Origin of the sequence: Arthrobacter sp. A2-55, assembly GCF_025548615.1 — a bacterium.
Classification (GTDB): Bacteria; Actinomycetota; Actinomycetes; order Actinomycetales; family Micrococcaceae; genus Specibacter; species Specibacter silviterrae.
Window position 1 is genome coordinate 26,633 of sequence record NZ_JAJLOZ010000017.1, and the last position, 20,754, is coordinate 47,386.

A 20,754-nucleotide genomic window follows, 5' to 3' on the forward strand; every position below is an offset into this window, starting at 1 on the left:
GGGGGGTGCGGGCACCGGCAACCAATACAGGAGGAGCCGCGGGTGGCCATCTTTGCCGACATGATCAGGGAGGGTGCTGATTTTGGACCGGGGGATGCCGAATGGCTGCACCTTCTGGTGGGGGACTGGCAGCTCATTGCCGATCTTGCCTTTGCCGACCTGGCCCTCTGGTTTCCACACCCCCAGAAAGGGTACGTGGCGCTGGCGCACGTCCGCCCGTCCACCAGCCACACCATGTTCCACACCGACTTTGTGGGCGAAAGCATCCGCCCCGAACTGGAACCCCTGGTCAATTCCGCCTGGCGGAGCCAAAACATAGAGCGGTCCACTGAGACGGGCATCTGGAATGCCGACATGGCCATGCGGGTGGAGGCCATTCCCATGGTCCGCAACGGCCGCACCCTGGCCGTAATCACCACGCACATGGACCTCTCCAGCTCGCGGATGCCCTCCCGTCTTGAGCTGACATACCGCCAGTGCGCCTATGACCTGCTGAAGATGGCCACGCTGGGGCTCTGGCCCGACTTTGCCTCGCCCACTGGGTCCCGCCGCGGCGCGCCGCGTGTGGGCGACGGGGTGCTGCGGCTGGATGTGGACGGAATCGTCCAGTACGCCAGCCCGAACGGCGTATCGGCATTCCGGCGCCTGGGCGACGGGGAGTCCTTGGAGGGCCGCTCCCTGGCGGAAGTCACCACCGGGCTGCTCAAGGACAGGCGCATGGTGGATGAAACGCTGCCGCTGGTGGTGACCGGTCGCATGCCGTGGCGGACGGAAATTGAATCGCGTGGAGTCAGCCTGTCCCTGCGGGCCATCCCGCTGCGCGACGCCTCTGAACGGTTTGGGGCCCTGGTGCTGTGCCGCGATGTGTCTGAGTTGCGGCGCCGGGAACAGGAACTGGTGACCAAGGATGCCACCATCCGTGAGATCCACCACCGCGTGAAAAACAATCTGCAAACCGTCGCGGCCCTGTTGCGCATGCAGTCCCGGCGCATGCACAGCGAGGAAGGCCGGCAGGGGCTGGAGCAGGCCATGCGCCGCGTCTCCACGATCGCCCTGGTGCATGAAACGCTGTCCCAGGGACTGGCCCAAAACGTCGACTTTGATGAGTTGATCGACCGCCAGTTCCGGCTCTCCGCCGAGGTGGCGTCACCGGCCCAGAAGGTGCACACCGAGCGTGAAGGAATCTTCGGCGAGCTGCCCAGCGATTTCGCCACCCCGCTGGCACTGGTGATCAACGAACTGGTGACCAACGCCGTCGAGCATGGCTTGCAGGACCGGGAAGGCACAGTCCGGATGACGGCCAAGCGGTACAAGAACGGTGCCGGCGACGATGCCCTGGCCGTCACGATCGAGGACGACGGGGTGGGGTTGCCTGCCGGTCACATCGCCGAGGGGCTTGGCCTGCAGATTGTGCGCACCCTGGTCACCAGCGAACTGGGCGGCACCATAGAGTGGACGCCGCGTGACGGTGGGGGCACCACCGTGTTCCTGGAAATGGCGTTGATCCGCCGGCATTAGAGGCCGCCCTTAAAGCAACTGGCCCGCAGCTGCGGTTGAAATGCACCAATTTCCTGGTGCGATTTACAACCGCTGCTGCGGGCCGGCCGCGAGGGGCTAGCTGGCGCGGCGGGCGCGGGCGGCGCGGCGCTTCATGGCGCGGCGTTCGTCCTCGCTCAAGCCACCCCAGACGCCGGCGTCCTGGCCGGACTCAATGGCCCACTTTAGACAAGTGTCGATGACTGGGCAACGACGGCATACGCTCTTTGCTTCCTCGATCTGCAACAAAGCGGGCCCGGTGTTTCCTACAGGGAAAAACAATTCCGGGTCCTTGTCGAGGCAGGCTGCGCGACTACGCCAGTCCATGCTGATCACTCACTCCTTATTAGAACGGGAGGCTGTTTGTGAAATATTTCACGTTTGGCCACATAAGAAAAGGGCCTCTTCGGCCCCTTTAGGTCATTGAGTTAAGCGTGTCATGTTAACTCTTTGTAAACAAGGGGTATTGATGCATAATTTGCACTCCACACGTGAGCGATGCGTCACAAACGCCAAGGCGCCCATGGCTGTTCCCCGACTATCTCCGGTAGGGTGCACTTGTGTCAAGACCTCCCCGGAACCCGCAGAACCAGCCCGCCCCCGAGCCGCGGGACCCTGTGCCATCCAAGGGGGCTGTCCCTCCCAAAGGGGCCATGCCCCCCGCAGGATCCGGCTCGCGGCCACCCCGGCCCCCTGGCGTGGTGGTCATAGCGGCGGTGGTCGCGCTTGAAGCACTTGAGCTGGCCGCGGCCGCCCTCTGGCTGGGCATTGGTTCGTTTTCCCAGCCGCCGCAGTCGCTTGCAAGCTCCGTGTTCCTGGTGGTGTTGACACTGGCCCTGGCAGCCGGCCTGGCCGCCGTCTCCGTCAACGCCTACAGGGGTTTTCGCTGGACGCGGTCGGCGGCGTTCGTGTGGCAGCTGCTGATGGTGGCGCTGGCCATGCCGGCACTATTTGGCGGTGCGGTTCCTGTTGGCGTGCTTTTGCTGCTGCCGGCGCTGGCCGGCATCTACTATTTGTTCACGCCCAGGGTGGTGGCGTTCTCGCTGCGGACCGGTGGCGAACACCCCGTGCTGTAGTTGCACATGGTCATCTCACTCCCCGGCCCGGCCGATGTCGGCGAATGGGAACTGGAACCACTCCAAGTTGCCGCGCTCCACAAGGACTGCGCGTCCCGCGGGTTCTGAACCAGGGGTGTCCAGGCGCACCCCCAGCATTTCTCCGTCCTGGGCCCTCTTCGGGCCGAGAATGATGCCGTGCTCCATGTTCCGCAGCCCCCATTCCAGGGGCAAGCGGGACAGGGATGGCAGATGGTTGGGAAGGGCAACCACGGCCACGGCCCCCTGGTCCAGCTGGCGACCCACCTCGGAAAGGCGGACAGGGTCCAGGGTGATGGCGTCGTCCACCCACACGATGGGCGGCCCCGGCTGCTCAAGCCCGACATCCGGTTCCGGCTCATTGAGGGCCCGAACCGACCGCAAAAAGCTCGAGCGCCCCGAACCTGGCCCGCCAAAAAGCGGCAGGACTGTCCCAGCCCGGATTCTCACGCTGATGGGAGTGCGGCCGTCGCCGCCGAGGCCCACAAACAACGAAGCCTCGCCCTGGCACTGGGACGTAGCCGGTGAACTGTTGCGGTTGCCGTGGGCATCGCCATTGCCGTCGCTGTTCCTGTCGCCGCCGCTGCTACTGCCCCGTTGTGCCTGAAGTCCGCGAATGGTGTCGCGGGCCTGGCCCAGTGTCAGCCCCTCCGGGAGGTCGCAGACCACAATCGGCGGCTCGGGCGGCAGTGGTCCGCGGTGGGAAGCATTTCCTGAAACCCTCCGTCCCGTGATTGCGCCCGTTGCGACGTTCAAAAGGGGTTCCAGGACATTTCCTTGGTGACTGACCGGGCCAGCGTGCAGCCGGTGGCGGGACGAAGGGGACGAAGTTGCGGCTGCCTGGCCAAGCTGGGCAGTGTGCGGATCGTCGGGAAGCCCTCCTGACGCTGCGGCGTTGATGGGCCCAAAGACGGCGGCCCGGCCTGGAAGCGGTGCAAACCGCGGTAGCTTCGGCCACAAAATCGTGGACTCCGTGCTGGCCCGGTGCGGGAGGAACAACCGGTTGGGGATCGAAGCCATGAACGGTGCAGTCAGGAGTTCGCGGTCGCCGCCAAGGACCACGCTGATCCTGCGCCCGCCGTGGCGAACCAATCCGGTCATCGCGTCCTCTGCCCATGGCCAGGGGCTTGACCTGAATCCGGCCAGCCAGCGTCCCCAATCGGAGGCGAACAGCACCACGAAGGCGGAGTCTGAACCGGCCAATCCTGCCAGGCGCTGCAACAGCCGGGCGGCGGTGCGGAGCCGGTGGGGCGTGGCGTACCCGCCCACCGCCGGGTCCCCGGCGAAAGCCTGGAGGGAACCATCGCCGTCCAGGATGTAAGCGAAATGTGGAACGGTTCCGGGTTCGGTGGAACGTGCCCTGATGAATTGGCATGCAAGCAGCCCCACCGCGGCGGAGGCTTCCGACTGTGTGCCCACGCACGCCACATGGGAATGCGTGGCAGGGCACCACAGGAGGGGCTCGACGGTTTGGGCTTCGGGCACATCCACCACTCCCAACGCCAGCCCTGGCCCGCTGCCATCCGGCACCGCAACCATGGCGGCGTCCTGGCCCAGGTCCGGTCCGGCAAGGGCGGAAGGGGCCTGGGCCGCCACGTCCACCACGGCAGGAAGGTCAGGCGCCACGACGGCGGGTGCGGCCGGTGGCGGCCCGTCTTCTGCGGCAGACCCCGCTCGATACAGCTCCCACGCGTCCGTCAGCATCGCTGCCACCGGTGCGATGTCGCTGTCGGGGGTACGGTCGGCGGTGCCACTATCCGCATGCCCGATGGCGGCCTGCCCGGCACCCTGCCCCAACACGTCCGCTGTTGCAAGGGCCACGGGACGGCTGGCTGGTTCCTTGTCAGGAAGGCGAAGAGTGGCGCATTGGAACTGCGTGGGACGGGCGCCGGCCCGGCTAATGTATGCGCGACCTGGTGTGCCAACGCTGATGGTGGCAGCCGAACCCGTTCCGATGACGTCCTGGGAATCAAAAGTGGTTTGCACCCGCAGGCACACAGAGCTGGTGACGTTGGCTCGGATGTCAGCATTGATGGCACCCTGCGGGCGCTGGGTGGCCATGACCAGGTGGATGCCCAGCGAGCGGCCTACGGCAGCTATTCGCATCAGCTCCGCCATGGCGTCTGGAAACTGGTCCACCAACACTCGGAATTCGTCCACCACAATCATCAGGTGGGCCATTCCCGCGTATCGGCCGGCGTGAGCGGACCGGTAGGAATCGCTGTCGGCTGCCTCGGCGTGCCCCAACATGGACTCTCTTTTGTGGATTTCGGCCCGGAGTGAAGCGATGGTGCGTGCAATGCCGTGGCCGTCCAAATCCGTCACCAGGGATGTCGTATGGGGAAGCTTCTGCATGGCCCCCAATCCCGCCCCGCCCTTGAAATCGATAAACACGAATTGCAGGTCGGCGGGCGAGTGGGTGGCTGCCAGGCTTCCCACCAGGGTGCGCAGGAATTCGGATTTTCCCGAGCCGGTGGTGCCGCCCACCAGGAGGTGCGGGCCGTGGCGGGAGAAGTCAAATAGTTCAGGACCGGCGGGGGACTGCCCAATGGGAACCGAGGCTAACGGGCGGTTTGTCGTGGCGGCCCATTGGCGCGCCACCGCCTCCGGCGTGCAATTGGAGAGGGGCGGCACGCGGCAGGGTTCCAGGGAATTGCGACGTGGAGTTGTGGTCGTTGCGGAACGGGCCCTGGCCCTGGCATACCGGTCAAAGAGCAGGGCGGGAACACCGTCAGGGACAAACGCCACTCCATTCGCCGCACCGACCACGCAGTTCCCTTGCGCGCGCAGGGTGGCAGCGGCAGGGACGCCGGCCGCAATGCCGCCAGTGAATGCCACTATCCGAAGCCCCGGACATGTGGCTTCCACGGCCGTGGCGGACATGTCAACCGCCACCAGCACGCACGGCGGCCCGCTTTCGGTTCCATTCGGTGTGGGGTCAGGTGGCGGCGACTGTTCGGCGCGAATGCCGGACGGGCACAATTCCTGTACGGCCTCAATGGCCGATTCAGAGGTAGTTGCCAGGACTGTGTTCCGGAGAAACCTGGCGCACAGAGGTACTCGGTCAGGGGCGCCAAGCAACACCACGGGCACTGCGGCGGCGTCCAACTGCATCAAGACAAAGTTCAGCAACAAGGCAAGCGCAGGGGCCGCCCCACGGAGATGGGTAGTCCCGCCGGGCAGGGGGACAGCGACAGGAAGTCCGCTGGCAACGGGCGCAAGGAATCCAGGGCTGGCCGGGACCAGCACAACGTTGGTGGCCTGGGTGGCCGTGCCCAACCGGACGGCAATGCCCCTGACTGCGGGCAAGTCCGGCGCTGGAGGGGGCGCACTTTCTGGGTTCTCGGCAGTGGCCGCCTGTGCCGTGGCCAAAAATTCGTCAGCGCCCGGGAACGCCGCCATCCGGCGGGCGGCATCACGGCGGGCGGCATCCGCCACCACGGCCGAAAAGTCCCGCCGGTGCCTCGCCCCGCCGAGCAGGGGCACCAAGACCGTGACAGCGCCCATGCCCGCAAAGGCCAGAAACATCCACGAACCGGTCAGCCAGGCAAACAACACCCCGACCACCAAGGGCAGCAGGCCTGCGGCGACCATGGCCCAACGCCCGCGAGACATTCCGGCGGGAGCATCCAGGGACACGGGGCGCAGTACGCCAGGGTCCAGCAGCCCGGGCCATCGGGTTGGCGGCATTGCATGTTCTCCCGTGCCGGGCACCCCCGCAACGGGCGTTTCCGGCGCAAACATTCCCGGGACGTGGCCGGCCGCCTCCGGACGAGCTGTGGCAGGTGTTGCCTCCGGTCCGGGCGGGATGCCCCCGGGTACGTCCAAAAGGATGGCGAAGCCCGTCATGCCGCAGCTGACCAGGTCTCCCACCTGCACGTCAACGGCTCCCTTGACAGGCGTTGCGTCCGCCGTGGGGCAGCGGTCCCAGCCACGGACCACCCTGAACCCCGTGGAGCCACGCGCCGGCGTCAACGTCATCGCGGACTCTCCCACGTCCAGGGTGCCGTGGAAACGGGACAGGGTGGGATCGGGGATGGGAATTCTGCAACGCCCCCGCCCCAGCGTGTAGCTGCCCCGCTGCAGCGGGAACATTGCTCCAGCCGCGGGCCCTGACCGGACGGCCAGTAGTGCAGGCGCGCCCCTGGCATGGAGACCTCCACCCGACGCACGCCCCGTCTCGCCGTGCGATTTAGCTTCCGGGTCCAGGGGCCCCGGATGAACCACCACGACGGCGCCGTCGACCAGCGGAGGGTTTCCCGGCCGCAGACCGGCTACGGGGCGCCCGGCCACGGAGAAGTTGGCGCCGGGCCAACGCGCGGCCAGTGCCTCCCACGCCCCGCGGCCAGGCTGCGCGCCTCCCTTCGCGGCCTGCCGAATCCCGACCGTGGCCTCAGCCTGCCCGCCCCCAGCGCCCGGAGGCGGGCGCCACGGTACAGCCTCCGGGACAAACAGGCTGAGCTCCAACGCCGGAAATGGCGCCATCCCCGGGCCTGCCACGGCGGTGACCTCCAGCTGCATTCCCCATCACCTCCCGTGCGTGCCCCACTGCCAATGACCGGCCGGGTACCGGCCTTCTGGATTTTCAGCCTAGGCGGGACGGAAGTGTCCGCAATCGCCGACGTCGTGCATTGTCAACAAGCAGCCGACCGGCGGGGGCTGTGGAGGGACAAATGGCGCTCCGACCAGCGCAATGACAGGCCTGCGGGCATGGCAATCAGTCCGTGAAGTGCCCCGGGTCATAGGTGGCCGCAAGCAATGATCGCGTAACGTTCAGGTAACCTAGAAAGGTAGATGTGGCACCGCCGTGCCCGCAAACCACTACACAGGAGAGTTTGTGAACGCTGACCTAGTCGTCGTCGGTTCGGGTTTCTTTGGCCTGACCATTGCAGAACGGGCCGCAAAAGAGCTGGGCTTGAAGGTGGCCGTCCTGGACCGCCGCCACCACATTGGCGGCAACGCCTACAGCGAGAACGAGGCCCAGACGGGCATCGAGGTGCACCGCTACGGCGCCCACCTTTTTCACACCTCCAACGAACGCGTCTGGGAGTATGTGAACCGCTTTACCCAGTTCACCAACTACCAGCACAAGGTCTACACCTCCCACAAGGGCGAGGTGTACCAGATGCCCATCAACCTGGGCACCATCAACCAATTTTTCCGCTCGGCCATGGGCCCGGGCGAAGCACGCAAGCTGATCCAGGAACAGGCGGGGGAGCTGGCGGGCACCGACCCGTCGAACCTGAACGACAAGGGCATCCAGCTCATTGGCCGTCCCCTCTATGAGGCGTTCATCAAGCACTACACGGGCAAGCAGTGGCAGACGGACCCCAAGGACCTGCCGGCGTCGATCATTTCCCGCCTGCCAGTGCGCTACAACTATGACAACCGCTACTTCAACGACACCCACGAGGGCCTGCCGGTTGACGGCTACACGGCATGGATTGAGCGCATGGCGGACCACCCGAACATTGAGGTGGTGCTGAACACCGACTTCTTCGACGACGGTGAATTCAGCCGCAAGGCAGTGCTGGGCCAGGTGCCGGTCATCTACACGGGCCCCGTGGACAGGTACTTTGACTATGCCGAGGGCGACCTCTCCTGGCGCACCATTGACCTGGAGCAGGAAGTTCTCCCCGTGGAGGACTTCCAGGGCTGCTCGGTCATGAACTACCCGGATGAGGACGTGGCCTACACCCGCATCCACGAGTTCCGCCACTTCCATCCGGAACGGACATACACCAAAGACGCGACCGTCATCATGCGCGAGTTCAGCCGTTTCGCCGAAAAGGGCGACGAACCGTACTACCCTGTCAACACCAGCGACGACCGCAAGAAACTGCTGGCCTACCGCGACCTCGCCAACGGGGAATCGGACGTGCTGTTTGGCGGGCGCCTTGGCACCTACAAATACCTTGACATGCACATGGCCATCGGTTCGGCCCTGAGCATGTTCGACAACAAAATCAAACCGCACTTCACCGGCGGGGCGAAGCTGCAAAGCGGAGGAGTTGACGCGTGAGCGTAGACGTGAAGGCTGAAAGCACGACGGCGGCGGAAGAGTCCCGTAACTGGCGCACCCTTCAGCGGGTCATCCTTCCGAGCGACCAGGACCAGGAAACCCTCCCGCTTTACCTCGACGCAGGCGGATCCGCGGGGGCATTTGGCGAGGCACCAACCACTGTTCGCGGGGAACGGCGGGAAAGGCCGGCAAAATCGACCGAAGGTGCCAACAGCGCGCGATTTGAGGATGTGGTCTCCCGGACGGCTACGTCCGTGCGTCCCGGCCAAAGGCTGTCCTTTTCCACCTACTTCAATGCCTTCCCGGCCAGCTATTGGCGCCGATGGACGCCATTGCGGGAGGTTCGACTGCGAGTTCAGACAAAGGGCCCGGGAACGGTGTCTGTATACAAGTCGAATGCCCGCGGCTCCCTGCAGCACGTCGAGACCGCCAGGGTAACAGGGTCCACTGAAAGCGTATTTGACCTTTCCTTGGCCCCTTTCGGTGACGGTGGCTGGTATTGGTTCGACGTCACGGCTGGCACCGAGCCCGTTGCTGTTGAAACTGCAGAGTGGCTGACTGACAAGGAACCCCGGACCGAGGGAACCATCACGGTTGAGATCACCACGCTGAACAAGACAGATTACTGCATCAACAATCTCAGCATTCTCGGCGCCCACCCCGAGGCCTTGTCAGCGGTCAAGGAAGTCCTGGTCGTTGACCAGGGGACGCAGAAAGTCGCGGAAGCGCCCGGATTCGACGAGGTCGCCGCTGCCTTGGGTGGGAAATTGCGCATCATCAACCAGGACAACCTGGGCGGCTCCGGCGGGTTTGCCCGCGGCATGTATGAGGCCGTCAAGAACGACAGCGACTACGTCCTGCTGCTCGATGACGATGTCGTGGTGGAGCCGGAAAGCATCACCCGCCTGTCCGTGTTCGCCGATTACTGCAAAAAGCCCACCCTGGTGGGCGGTCATATGTTTGACCTCCACGACCGCAATGTGCTCCACACCTTCGGTGAGGTGGTCAATCCTTACATTATTGGCCCGGACGAACCCAACCCTGACCAGGAAATGCGCCACAACTTCTCCCAGCAGACCCTGCGGGAGACGGCATGGATGCACCGGCGCGTGGACGTGGACTACAACGGCTGGTGGATGTGCCTGATCCCCACCCAGGTCATCCGCGAAATTGGCCTGTCCCTGCCGGTGTTCATCAAGTGGGACGACGCCGAATACGGTGTCAGGGCGAAGGCTGCCGGCTACCCCACCGTCACCCTGCCGGGTGCCGCGGTTTGGCATGTGTCCTGGATCGACAAGGACGACATGGTCGGGTGGCAGTCATATTTCCACACCCGCAACCGGTTCATTTATGCGCTGCTGCACAGCCCGTATGAATTTGGTGGCGGCCTGGTGGAAAACTCCCTGAAGCTGGATCTCAAACACAATATTTCCATGCAATACTACACCGTGCAGGGCCGCATTGACGCCCTGCGGGACCTCCTGAAGGGCCCCAACGGCCTGCACGGCATGCTGCCCACCCGCCTTCCGGAAATCCGCGCCATGGCCGCCGCCTATACGGAAACGCAGTTCAAGGCCGACGTCGACGACTTCCCCGGGGTGGCCGTCGCCAAGCTGCCGCGCAGGGGCAAGGGCTTCAGCGTCCCGTCCCTCATTAAGCTGGCGCCATGGCTTGCCAAGAATGTCATCCGCCAGGTCGCCACGCCGGTAACTGAGCAGCGCCAGTCGCACCCGGAGGCCGTGGTGGCCCACCAGGACAACAAGTGGTGGCGGATGTCCCAGTTCGACAGTGCAATTGTCAGCAACGCGGAGGGAAGCGCGGCCTCCTGGTACAAGCGCGACCCCAAACTTGTGCGCAAGCTCCTGGTGGACAGCGTCAAGGTCCACGGGGAAGTTTTGCGTGAATGGCCGCGCCTGAAGCAGGAATATCGTCAAGCACTCGCCGGCATCACGTCCATCGATGCTTGGGAGAAGACCTTCGCCGAACATAGCGAAAAAAGTGAAAACTAAACTCTTGGAATCGACGAAGGGTGAACTGGTCCGCCCGGGCACCAGCGGCGGCCTCGCCGACGTTTACCGTGAGCGTTTCTTGCTAAAACTGCTGGTGCGCAAGGAACTGAAGGTGCGGTATCGAGGTTCGGTACTCGGCATCATTTGGTCCTACGTCAAGCCCGGCGTGCAGTTCGTGGTCTTTTACCTGGCCTTGGGCGTGTTCTTGGGAATGGAGCAAAGCCCCACCAACAAGGGAGGCTTGGCCAACTACGCCATTTACTTGTTCTCCGGCATCATACTGATCAACTTCTTTACTGAAGCCCTGGGGAATGCGTCCCGGTCCATCGTGGGCAATGGCGGATTGATAAAAAAGATATATCTTCCCCGCCAGCTGTTCCCGGTTGCCTCGGTGTGGGTGTCGGCGGTCCATTTCTTCCCGCAGCTGTTAATCTTGGTGGTTGCCTGCCTCTTTTCTGGCTGGCACCCGTCGCTGCTCCAGCTTCTTGCCGCAGTGGCAGGGTTCATCATCGTCGCACTGCTCTCAACGGGCCTCGGGCTGCTGTTCGGCGCGGCCAACGTGTATTTCCGGGACTCCGAGAACTTTGTGGACATGCTCCTCATGATTGCCACGTGGGCGTCGCCCGTCATGTATTCCTGGACCATGGTGCAGCACAAGCTGGGCGAGATGTGGTATTCGATCTACCAGGTCAACCCCATTACCATCGCGGTGGAAACTTTTCACTATGCGTTCTGGCTCCCGACGACGGACGGAACCGCGGGCATCCCGCCGCACCTTTTGTCCCTGTGGATTCCCGTTGGCCTGCTTGTCTCCGCCGCTGTTCTCCTGTGGGGCCAACTGACTTTCCGACGCCTTGAGGGCCGTTTTGCCCAGGAGCTCTAAAATGACTACCGCTATTGAAGTTCAGGGCATCAGTAAGCAATTTGTGCTGCGCCACACACGCTCCCTCAAGGAAGCCTTTATCTGGCTCATTAAGGGACGCAAGGGCGATCTGTCGGAGAAATTCCACGCACTCAAGGACGTGGACTTGATGGTGGAGCAAGGCGAGACCGTAGCCCTTCTGGGGTTCAACGGGTCCGGCAAGTCCACGCTCCTCAAGCACATTTCAGGTGTCATGATTCCTGACACCGGCAGTGTTCGCACGCGCGGAAAAGTGGCGGGCCTGATCGAAGTTGGGGCCGGATTCCACCACGACCTTTCCGGCCGGGACAACGTCTACCTCAACGGAGCCATCCTTGGGATGACGGAGGCGCAGATCGACGAGCGCTTTGAATCGATCATCGACTTTGCTGAAATCGGCCAGTTCATTGACACCGAGGTGAAGTTCTATTCTTCCGGCATGTACCTGCGCCTGGCATTCTCTGTAGCCGTGCACACGAACCCTGAGGTATTTCTCGTCGATGAAATCCTTGCTGTTGGAGACGAGCCTTTTCAGAAAAAGTGCATCGCCAAAATCCAGGAGTTGGCCGCAGAGGGACGAACGCTCGTCGTCGTCAGCCATGACTTGGATCTGGTCGCACGTATTTGCGACCGCGGAGTGGTGCTCGATCACGGCGAAGTGACCTTTGACGGTGGCATTCACGAGGCCGTCGCCAAGTTGCGCGGCGCGTAGGCCAGCTTGGTGAGTATCCTTGCCAAAGACGCTGCGGCGTCGGCCAGACCTCGGCGGACACGGCGGCCCGCAGGGTTCCGTCCTGACATCCAGGCGCTGCGGGCTGTGGCTGTCACCCTTGTTGTCCTGACCCACCTGTGGCCGAACCGGCTCACCGGCGGCTATGTCGGGGTGGACGTCTTCTTCGTCATCTCAGGGTTTTTGATCACATCGCACCTGGCCAAGGAAATCTATGCGACGTCCGCCCTGTCGTTCGGCCGGTTTTATGCCCGGCGGATCAAGCGACTCCTGCCGGCCGCGTTCATTGTCCTCGCCATTGGCGGGGCCGCAGTGGCCATCTGGGTCCCCTACTCCGAATGGCAGCCGACAGCACGCGAAGTGATTGCAAGTGCCTTTTACGTGGAAAATTGGTCCCTTGCCGGCCAATCCATCGACTACTCGGCCATCAATAACCAGGCAACCATTGCCCAGCACTACTGGTCCCTGTCTGTGGAGGAACAGTTCTACTTCCTGTGGCCCCTGGCGCTGTTCGGCCTCTACAGGCTCGGGACGAGGCTAGGTGCCCGACGGCGGACGATGCTGGCCGGAATCACCATATTGGGCCTGGCAAGCCTGGTCTACTCCATCGTCTTTACCGCAGCCAACCCCAACCCTGCGTACTTCATCACGCCAGTACGGGTGTGGGAGTTTGCCGCAGGCGGGATCCTTGCCATTGCCGCCGCCAAGGTGTCCATGCCCCGGGTTCTTGCAGACGTCCTCGCCATCCTGGGCTGGGTGGCCATCGGCATCTCCGCATTGTGGTTCGGCCCCCAGACGGAATTCCCCGGATGGGCGGCCGTGCTGCCCGTTACCGGGGCAACGGCGGTCATCGCCAGCGGGACCGGACGGACTCGTGTCCCCTTCCACCCCCTGGTCGCCTGGAAGCCGGTCCAGTTCGTCGGTGACGTGTCGTACTCGATCTACCTCTGGCACTGGCCGATGATCGTCGTGGCACCCTATGTCCTCCTGGCGCCCCTGAACTCCTGGGCAAAGATCGGCATCATTGCCCTCTGCGTGCCCCTGGCGTGGCTGACCAAAGTGCTCGTGGAGGACCGCGGCAAGTCCTGGAAGATCCTGGGCGGGCGCCCGCGGGCAACCTTTTTGAGCATGGGCGGCGGCTTGGTAGTGCTCGCCCTGCTGGCTGGTTCCATGGCGTGGGGTGGCACCCTGCAAGAAAATCGGGCAGAGGCGGTTCAGGCCCAGCAAATGGGTCGGCCCTGCCATGGGCCGGCTGCGCTGCCTGCCCAAAAGGCATGCACTGATGCCTTGGGCCCGGCTGCAGTCACCGCCATGGGGCCGGCCAACCGCTACTACGCCTCGGCGCCCGAATGCGCTCCCGATCCCGGCAGAAAAGCAGCAGGGGTCAAGGTCGTCACTGTTTGTGATTACTCGGGCGGGCGCAAGAACGCTCAAAATATCTGGCTCACGGGCGATTCCCACGCCGAGCAGTGGAAGCCGGCCCTGTTGCTGCTGGCACAAAAGAACCACTGGAAACTGACGTATGCGCTGCTGGGGGGATGCCCCGTGGCCGACGTCAGCTTTGCCGGCTATCACGGGAAGAACGATCCTGCCGCGAATGCCTCATGCATGGCGGGAGCACACTCCATTGCCGGCCTGATTGCCTCGGACAAGCCGGACAAGGTCTTCTACTCCATCTTTTCCCGCAAGGAAAAAGTCGACGACGGCTCCGGCCGGAGCCAGGAGGCTCAGTACGAGGCCGGCCTGCCGAAGTTTTGGGGGCGTTGGGCGGACGCTGGAAGCACGGTGTATGTCTTGGCGGATCCTCCGCTCAATGGCTATGTCCGGGACCCTCAGTGCGTGGTGCTCAACCCGTCACAGCCGTTGCGTTGCGCCGTTCCGCGGGCCGTTGCACAGCCGGCGGACCCCATGGCAACCGCGGTGCGGCTTATGAACTCGCCCCGGGTAAAACTGATCGACTTGACCGACCATTTTTGCGATGCCGGCCGGTGCTATGCGGTGGTTGGGAACGTTGCGGTCTACTTTGACGCGGACCATCTCAACGGCGAGTTTTCCAAGTTGCTGGCGCCGTTCATAGAGCAGAAACTGTGAAATGGGGCCCTTGTCAATCCCCGGTTTCATCGTGTCCTGTGTCTCAACTGCAAGGGTCCGGCCCGAAAGACCGATATTCTGATGTCAGGACTGCAAGTTCGTGCCGCCGCGGGCGACCAACCAAGAAAGATTAGGCTACTAAAACGTGAAGATTGCTGTCATTGCCCTCGGTAAGATCGGCCTCCCCCTGGCTGTCCAGTTCGCCTCGAAGGGCCACAATGTGGTGGGCGTGGACGTCAACCAGGCCGTGGTGGATTTGGTCAATGCCGGTACCGAGCCGTTCCCCGGTGAGGCGCACCTGCAGGAAAAACTCTCCGAGCTGGTGCCCGCCGGCAAACTGCGTGCGACGACGGACTACGCCCAGGCGGTTCCCGGCGCCGACGCGGTGGTCCTGGTAGTGCCGCTGTTCGTTGATTCCGACGCCGAGCCTGACTTTGGCTGGATGGACGCAGCCACTGCCGAACTCGGCAAGCACCTGACCCCCGGCACACTGGTGTCCTATGAGACAACGCTTCCGGTAGGGACCACCCGAACCCGCTGGAAGCCGGCTCTGGAGGCGGCTTCAGGGTTGGTTGAGGGCAAGGACTTCCACCTGGTGTTCTCACCCGAGCGAGTGCTGACCGGCCGGGTATTTGAGGACTTGCGCAAGTACCCCAAGCTGGTGGGCGGACTGTCCGACGCCGGTGCCGCCAAGGCTGTTGAGTTCTATGAGTCCGTGCTGGACTTCGACGAACGCCCCGACCTCAAACGCGCCAACGGTGTCTGGGACCTCGGCTCCGCGGAGGCCTCGGAACTGGCCAAACTGGCCGAGACCACCTACCGTGACGTGAACATTGGCCTGGCCAACCAGTTTGCCCGCTTTGCGGCTAAAACGGGCATCGACATCTACCAGGTCATTGAGGCGTCCAACTCCCAGCCGTTCAGCCACATCCACCAGCCAGGCATCGCGGTGGGTGGCCACTGCATCCCCGTTTACCCCCGCCTCTACCTGTGGAATGACCCGGAAGCCACTGTGGTCCGGGCCGCACGCGCAGCCAACGCGGACATGCCCGACTACACCATTGGCCTGCTGGAAGGTGCCTTTGGCGACCTGACCGGGGCACGCGTCGTCGTGCTTGGCGCCGCCTACCGTGGTGGAGTGAAGGAATCAGCGTTCTCCGGCGTGTTTGACGCCGTTGAAGCCATCAACCGCCGTGGCGGCACTGCGCTGGTCCACGACCCCATGTACACGGACGCGGAACTGGAGAAGCTTGGCTTCGTCCCCTACCACTTGGGTGAGTCCGTGGATGCGGCCGTGGTGCAGGCAGACCACGTCGAATACCGTGGGCTCTCAGCTGCGGACCTGCCCGGCATTAAAGCCTTCATTGACGGGCGCCGTGTCAGCACCGAAGCCAAGTGGCCAGGCGTCGTGTATCGCGTCATCGGCAAGGCCTAGGCCCGGACCACACAGCACCCGACCGCGATCAGGAGATCCAGCATGACGTACATAGCACCCAGCGCCGATGTGGCCGAGCAGGCCATTCTTGGCGAGGGCACGAAAATTTGGCACTTGGCCCAGGTCCGCGAGGACGCCGTCCTCGGTGAAAACTGCATCGTGGGCCGTGGAGCCTACGTCGGCACCGGCGTGAAGATTGGCGAAAACACCAAGATCCAGAATTATGCGCTGGTCTATGAACCCGCAGTGCTGGGCAAGGGCGTTTTCATTGGCCCGGCAGTCGTTTTGACCAATGACACGTACCCGCGTTCCGTCAGTCCGGATGGTTCACTGAAAAGTGCACACGACTGGACTCCCGTTGGGGTCACAATTGAGGACGGCGCTTCCATCGGCGCACGGGCCGTGTGTGTTGCACCGCTGACCGTGGGCCGGTGGGCCACCATCGCAGCCGGTTCCGTGGTCACCAAAGATGTTCCCGCGTTTGCCTTGATGGCAGGCGTTCCCGCCCGCCGCCTGGGCTGGGTCGGCAAGGCCGGCTTCCCGCTCAAGGCCGACGGTGGATTCTGGGTGTGCCCGGAGACCGGGGCAAAATATATTGAAGATGGAAACTTCCTGAAAGAGGCAGAGGACAACGCATGAGCCAGGACTTCATTCCCGCAGCACGACCGATTATTGGAGACGAGGAGCGCGCGGCTGTAGATGCGGTACTCGCCTCGGGCATGTTGGCGCAGGGCAAGGAGGTTGCCGGGTTTGAGCAGGAGTTCTCCCAGGTGCTCCTGGACGGCCGCGCAAGCGTTGCCGTGAATTCCGGTACCTCCGGACTGCATTTGGGCCTGCTGGCCTCCGGAGTGGGCCCCGGCGACGAGGTCATCGTTCCGTCGTTCACCTTCGCGGCCACTGGCAACTCGGTTGCACTGACGGGTGCCACCCCGGTGTTTGCCGACATTGAGCTGGACTACTACACGCTGGACGTGGACCATGTGGAGTCGCTGATCACGGACAAGACCAAGGGCATCATGCCGGTGCACCTGTACGGCCACCCCTTTGCCGCCGCGGCGTTCGCGGCCCTGTGCGAGAAGCACGGGATCGACCTGTACGAGGACGCGGCCCAGGCCCATGGCGCAGCCGTCAACGGCAAAAAAGTCGGCACCTTCGGCAAATTCGGAATGTTCAGCCTCTACCCCACAAAGAACATGACCTCCGGTGAGGGCGGAATGGTGTCGACGTCGGACGCCACTGTTGAGCGGAAGCTGCGCCTGCTGCGCAACCAGGGCATGGAGAAGCAGTATGAGAACGAGCTGGTGGGCTTCAACAACCGCATGACGGACCTGCACGCCGCCATCGGCCGCGTGCAGCTGACTAAGGTGGAGGCTTGGACCAGGCAGCGCCAGGACAATGCCGCGTTCCTGAACGCCAACCTTGAGGGCGTCGGAACGCCCAAGGTTGCCGAGGGTGCCGAGCACGTTTACCACCAGTACACCATCCGGGTGGCCCAGGGCCGTGACGAACTGCATGAGCGGCTGCGTTCCGAGTTCAACATCGGCTCGGGCGTGTACTACCCGGTCCCCAACCACCGGCTGCCGTCCTTTAATCGCACGGAGGACCTGCCCAACACGGAAATTGCCGCCAAGGAAGTGCTTTCGCTGCCGGTTCACCCATCGTTGACCCAGGACGACCTGGAGCGGATCGTCACCGCCGTGAACACCATCGTCAAGGCAGGTGCCTGAGATGGCCAACTTGCGCGTAGGACTCATCGGGCTGGGCATGATGGGCCGCCACCACGCCCGGGTCATCCGTGAAGTCGAAGGCGTGGACCTGGTGGCGGTGGCCGACGCATTTGGTGACCCCCACGGTGTTGCCAAGGACCTGCCGGTCCTTCACAGCGTCCAGGAACTCATCGCGGCCGGCATTGACATGGCTGTTGCGGCGGTCCCCACCGGCATGCATGAGGAGGTCGGCCTGGCACTGGCCGAGGCAGGCATCCACACGTTGGTGGAGAAGCCTATTGCGGCCAGCGTTCCCGCAGGGCAGCGCCTGGTGGAAGCCTTTGCCGCCAAGGGTCTGGTCGGCGCCGTGGGGCACATTGAGCGCTTTAACCCCGCACTTCAGTCCCTTCGCAAGCGCATTGCTGACGGCGAGCTGGGTGTGGTCTACCAGATCGCCACCCGCCGGCAGGGTCCGTTCCCTGCCCGCATCGCCGACGTCGGCGTTGTCAAGGACCTGGGCACGCACGACATCGACCTGACTGCTTGGCTGGCCCAAAGCCGCTTTGAGTCAATTTTTGCCCAGACCACCACGCGCAGCGGCCGCCCCCACGAGGATATGGTTGCCGCCACAGGCAAGCTGGAGAACGGAATCATCACCAACCACCTGGTGAACTGGCTGTCCCCGATGAAGGAGCGCCTGACCATTGTCACGGGTGAAAAGGGTGCGTTCGTTGCAGACACGGTCACGGCCGACCTCACATTCTTTGAAAACGGCACCGTTGCCACGCAGTGGGAGTCCATGGCTGCATTCCGGGGCGTTTCCGAGGGCAACGTGACGCGCCTGGCCATCGCCAAGCCGGAACCGCTGCGCACCGAACACGAGGCATTTCGTGACGCCGTGCTGGGCCTGCGCAACGACGTCGTGACCATGGCCGAAGGCCAGGACACCCTGGTCGTGGCGGAAGCTGTGCTGGAATCCTCACGCACCGGGCAGCCTGTGAGGATCCTGTCTTAGTGACAAAGCAAAGTCCCTTGAAGGTCGTCGTCGTCACCCGGTTGTTTGTTCCGGAAGTGGGGGCGGCGGCCTTCCGGCTGAAAGCCCTGGTGGATGGACTGGTGGAGCAGGGCGCGGAGGTGGAGGTTGTCACGACCCGGGCGCCCAAGGGCTCTGGCGTGTTCAGGCCCGCCTACAAGCTCAGCAGGTGGCCCGTCCTGCGGGATGCAGGCGGGAACGTGCGCGGGTACGTGCAATATCTCAGCTTCGACATTCCGGCATTTTTCCGGCTGCTGGCTGTGAAGGCCGACGTCGTTGTTTCGGAACCGCCGCCCACCACTGGCGTTGTAGTGGCGCTGTCGTCTGTGCTGCGTCGGCGTCCATTTGTCTACTACGCCGCGGACGTGTGGACTGAGGCGCTGTCAGCCATGGAGGTGTCCGGCGCCGTCAAGAAGGTCATGGGTGCCATGGAAGGATTCGTGCTGCGCCGCGCGGCCAAAGTCATTGCCGTCTCCGAACAGGTAGCCGGCCAAGTGGCGCAATTCAAGGTATCCGCCGGCCGCATTGAGACGGTCGGAAACGGCGTCGACACAGGAGTTTTTTCACCGGACGGACCGGTGGGTCCGGCAGCGAAACCATACTTCGTTTACACGGGCACCATGAGCGAGTGGCAGGGGGCGGGGATATTCATCGAGGCCCTGCCACTGGTGCGCGAGCGCTTCCCTGAAGCCGAAATACGCTTCTTTGGACAAGGTACGGACGAGGGCCACCTGAAGGAACTGGCGGCCGCCAAGGCCCCCGGCGCAGTCCACTTTGGCGGCGTTGTACCGCCGGCCGACGCCGCGCAATGGATTCGCGGTGCCAACGGCGCACTGGTGAGCATAAAGCCCGGCCAAGGCTACGACTTTGCCAAACCGACCAAGATCTATGCCGCAGCAGGCTGCGGAACCCCTGTCATCTTTGCGGGCCAGGGAGACGGCGCCGCCCTCGTCGAGTCTGGCAGGCTAGGGCACGCGGCGGAGTATGATTCCCGAACCGTGGCTGACGCCATGATTGCCGTACTGGCCGACCACACCCGGGGTGGCACCCAGTCTGGCGAGTCCCGGGTGCAATGGGTTGCAGACAACGCCTCCCTGCAGGCCTCTGGGCGCGTTGCTGCCGCGGCAATATTGGAACTGAGGATTAAGGGATGACTGCACCGGCACCGGCGATACGGCAGGGGGCCCAGTTCCGCAGGCTGAGGCGGCGCCGAATAATTCGCCGCCGGCGCATCGCACTCGGTGTTGTGGCCGTGGTGACAATCATGGCTGTTTGTGGGGGACTATTTGTTTTTAGGGACGCCATTTGGGGCCCAAAGTTCAACCACACCGGATATGAATTAAGCCGCGATGGCAAGTCACCCTATATCGGTCCACACGTGGTCCCGCTCGAGGACATCTCATGGGGTGAAATTGGTCCCGATGATGTTCTCATAACCAAATTGCACGGTGACATTGTCTATCATCCCGTGTCCTCGGCCTGGTTTATGAATCAAATGATTTCCTCCTATCGGGTAACGCGGGAACCGAAATATCTGGAGCGAACCATTGCGACCGCGAACTACCTGGTCGCTAATTCAGTCAAGGACGAGGACGGTACAACGTGGTTCCCATACCTGTTTCGGCACGACGTCAAAGACCTACGTATGGGCGTGCCATGGTATTCAGGCATGGCGCAGGGAATGATGGTATCAACATTCGTCAATTTATTTGAAGTTACCCATGACACGTATTGGAAGGACTTGGCCACCAGCACTGTCAAGTCTTTCGATAGTGCGAAAAACCAAGATAACCGATGGTTCACGAATATTGAGCAGATAGACGGAAGAAAATTTGTCTATTACGAGGAATACCCTGCCCTGCAAGACGAGCACAATGCGCATGTTGTCAACGGACATATCTATGCCCTTTATGGACTCTATGACTATTACCGAATGACCGGTGACAAGCACGCCCGCTGGTTGTTTGATGTAGGCGCGACCAGCATCAGGGACTCATTCGGTGCCTATCGAAACCCCGGCATGCCCAGCTGGTATGCGGCTACGTACTTTGGTCGTAAGACTTGGGGAGCACCAGGTTTCTACCACATAGGTGTCACTGCCCAGTTGCGGACCTTGGGCGACATAACGGGTGATGCCCAATTCATGGAGCAGGCCAATCTGCTTGAGGCGGACCATAACAAGCAAAGTTCGTGACTT

General features: G+C 63.1%; 15 protein-coding genes. 13 read left to right on the forward strand and 2 right to left on the reverse strand.

What is annotated here, in order from left to right:
* The first annotated feature begins 42 nt into the window (after window positions 1–42).
* Window positions 43–1,518 (forward strand): sensor histidine kinase, encoded by a 1,476-nt coding sequence (locus LPN03_RS06795; protein ID WP_262453651.1) that lies wholly within the window; start codon window positions 43–45, stop codon window positions 1,516–1,518.
* A gap of 96 nt (window positions 1,519–1,614) precedes the next feature.
* Here the strand turns inward: LPN03_RS06795 and LPN03_RS06800 are convergent, their stop codons facing one another.
* Window positions 1,615–1,863 carry a WhiB family transcriptional regulator gene (locus LPN03_RS06800; RefSeq protein WP_038469266.1) on the reverse strand — a complete coding sequence of 83 codons (249 nt, stop codon included), beginning with the start codon at window positions 1,861–1,863 and terminating at the stop codon, window positions 1,615–1,617.
* 326 nt (window positions 1,864–2,189) lie between these two features.
* Here LPN03_RS06800 and LPN03_RS06805 point away from each other — a divergent pair, with 326 nt between their 5' ends.
* Window positions 2,190–2,612, forward strand: a complete 423-nt coding sequence (locus LPN03_RS06805; protein ID WP_262453652.1) for a hypothetical protein — start codon at window positions 2,190–2,192, stop codon at window positions 2,610–2,612.
* 15 nt (window positions 2,613–2,627) lie between these two features.
* Here the strand turns inward: LPN03_RS06805 and LPN03_RS06810 are convergent, their stop codons facing one another.
* Complete coding sequence (locus LPN03_RS06810) at window positions 2,628–7,151, reverse strand: FtsK/SpoIIIE domain-containing protein (RefSeq protein ID WP_262453653.1); 4,524 nt, start codon at window positions 7,149–7,151, stop codon at window positions 2,628–2,630.
* Window positions 7,152–7,467: 316 nt separating this feature from the next.
* On the opposite strand from LPN03_RS06810, the gene glf reads away from it, so the two are divergent.
* The 11 genes from glf to LPN03_RS06865 all read left to right on the forward strand — a co-directional run bounded on the left by glf (window position 7,468) and on the right by LPN03_RS06865 (window position 20,751).
* Window positions 7,468–8,652 (forward strand): UDP-galactopyranose mutase, encoded by a 1,185-nt coding sequence (glf, locus tag LPN03_RS06815; RefSeq protein ID WP_262453654.1) that lies wholly within the window; start codon window positions 7,468–7,470, stop codon window positions 8,650–8,652.
* Complete coding sequence (locus LPN03_RS06820; protein WP_262453655.1) at window positions 8,649–10,661, forward strand: glycosyltransferase; 2,013 nt, start codon at window positions 8,649–8,651, stop codon at window positions 10,659–10,661. The genes glf and LPN03_RS06820 overlap by 4 nt, the downstream gene beginning before the upstream one ends.
* A complete protein-coding gene (locus LPN03_RS06825; protein WP_262453656.1) occupies window positions 10,612–11,544 on the forward strand; it encodes an ABC transporter permease in 933 nt (310 codons plus the stop codon). The genes LPN03_RS06820 and LPN03_RS06825 overlap by 50 nt, the downstream gene beginning before the upstream one ends.
* A 1-nt stretch (window position 11,545) precedes the next feature.
* The gene (locus tag LPN03_RS06830) at window positions 11,546–12,274 is read left to right on the forward strand and encodes an ABC transporter ATP-binding protein (protein WP_262453657.1); all 729 of its coding nucleotides are present in this window, start codon (window positions 11,546–11,548) and stop codon (window positions 12,272–12,274) included.
* A 9-nt stretch (window positions 12,275–12,283) separates the two neighbouring features.
* A complete protein-coding gene (locus LPN03_RS06835) occupies window positions 12,284–14,383 on the forward strand; it encodes an acyltransferase family protein (RefSeq protein ID WP_262453658.1) in 2,100 nt (699 codons plus the stop codon).
* A gap of 145 nt (window positions 14,384–14,528) precedes the next feature.
* The gene (locus tag LPN03_RS06840; protein WP_262453659.1) at window positions 14,529–15,818 is read left to right on the forward strand and encodes a nucleotide sugar dehydrogenase; all 1,290 of its coding nucleotides are present in this window, start codon (window positions 14,529–14,531) and stop codon (window positions 15,816–15,818) included.
* A gap of 42 nt (window positions 15,819–15,860) precedes the next feature.
* Window positions 15,861–16,457: an acyltransferase gene (locus LPN03_RS06845; protein ID WP_262453660.1), complete on the forward strand. Its 597-nt coding sequence runs from the start codon at window positions 15,861–15,863 to the stop codon at window positions 16,455–16,457.
* A complete protein-coding gene (locus tag LPN03_RS06850) occupies window positions 16,454–17,545 on the forward strand; it encodes a DegT/DnrJ/EryC1/StrS family aminotransferase (protein WP_262453661.1) in 1,092 nt (363 codons plus the stop codon). Before LPN03_RS06845 ends, LPN03_RS06850 begins: the two co-directional genes overlap by 4 nt.
* Window position 17,546: 1 nt before the next feature.
* Window positions 17,547–18,539, forward strand: a complete 993-nt coding sequence (locus LPN03_RS06855; protein WP_262453662.1) for a Gfo/Idh/MocA family protein — start codon at window positions 17,547–17,549, stop codon at window positions 18,537–18,539.
* On the forward strand, window positions 18,539–19,711 hold the full coding sequence (locus LPN03_RS06860) for a glycosyltransferase family 4 protein (protein WP_262453663.1): 1,173 nt from the start codon (window positions 18,539–18,541) through the stop codon (window positions 19,709–19,711). Before LPN03_RS06855 ends, LPN03_RS06860 begins: the two co-directional genes overlap by 1 nt.
* Window positions 19,708–20,751: a D-glucuronyl C5-epimerase family protein gene (locus LPN03_RS06865; RefSeq protein WP_262453664.1), complete on the forward strand. Its 1,044-nt coding sequence runs from the start codon at window positions 19,708–19,710 to the stop codon at window positions 20,749–20,751. The genes LPN03_RS06860 and LPN03_RS06865 overlap by 4 nt, the downstream gene beginning before the upstream one ends.
* Window positions 20,752–20,754 lie beyond the last annotated feature (3 nt).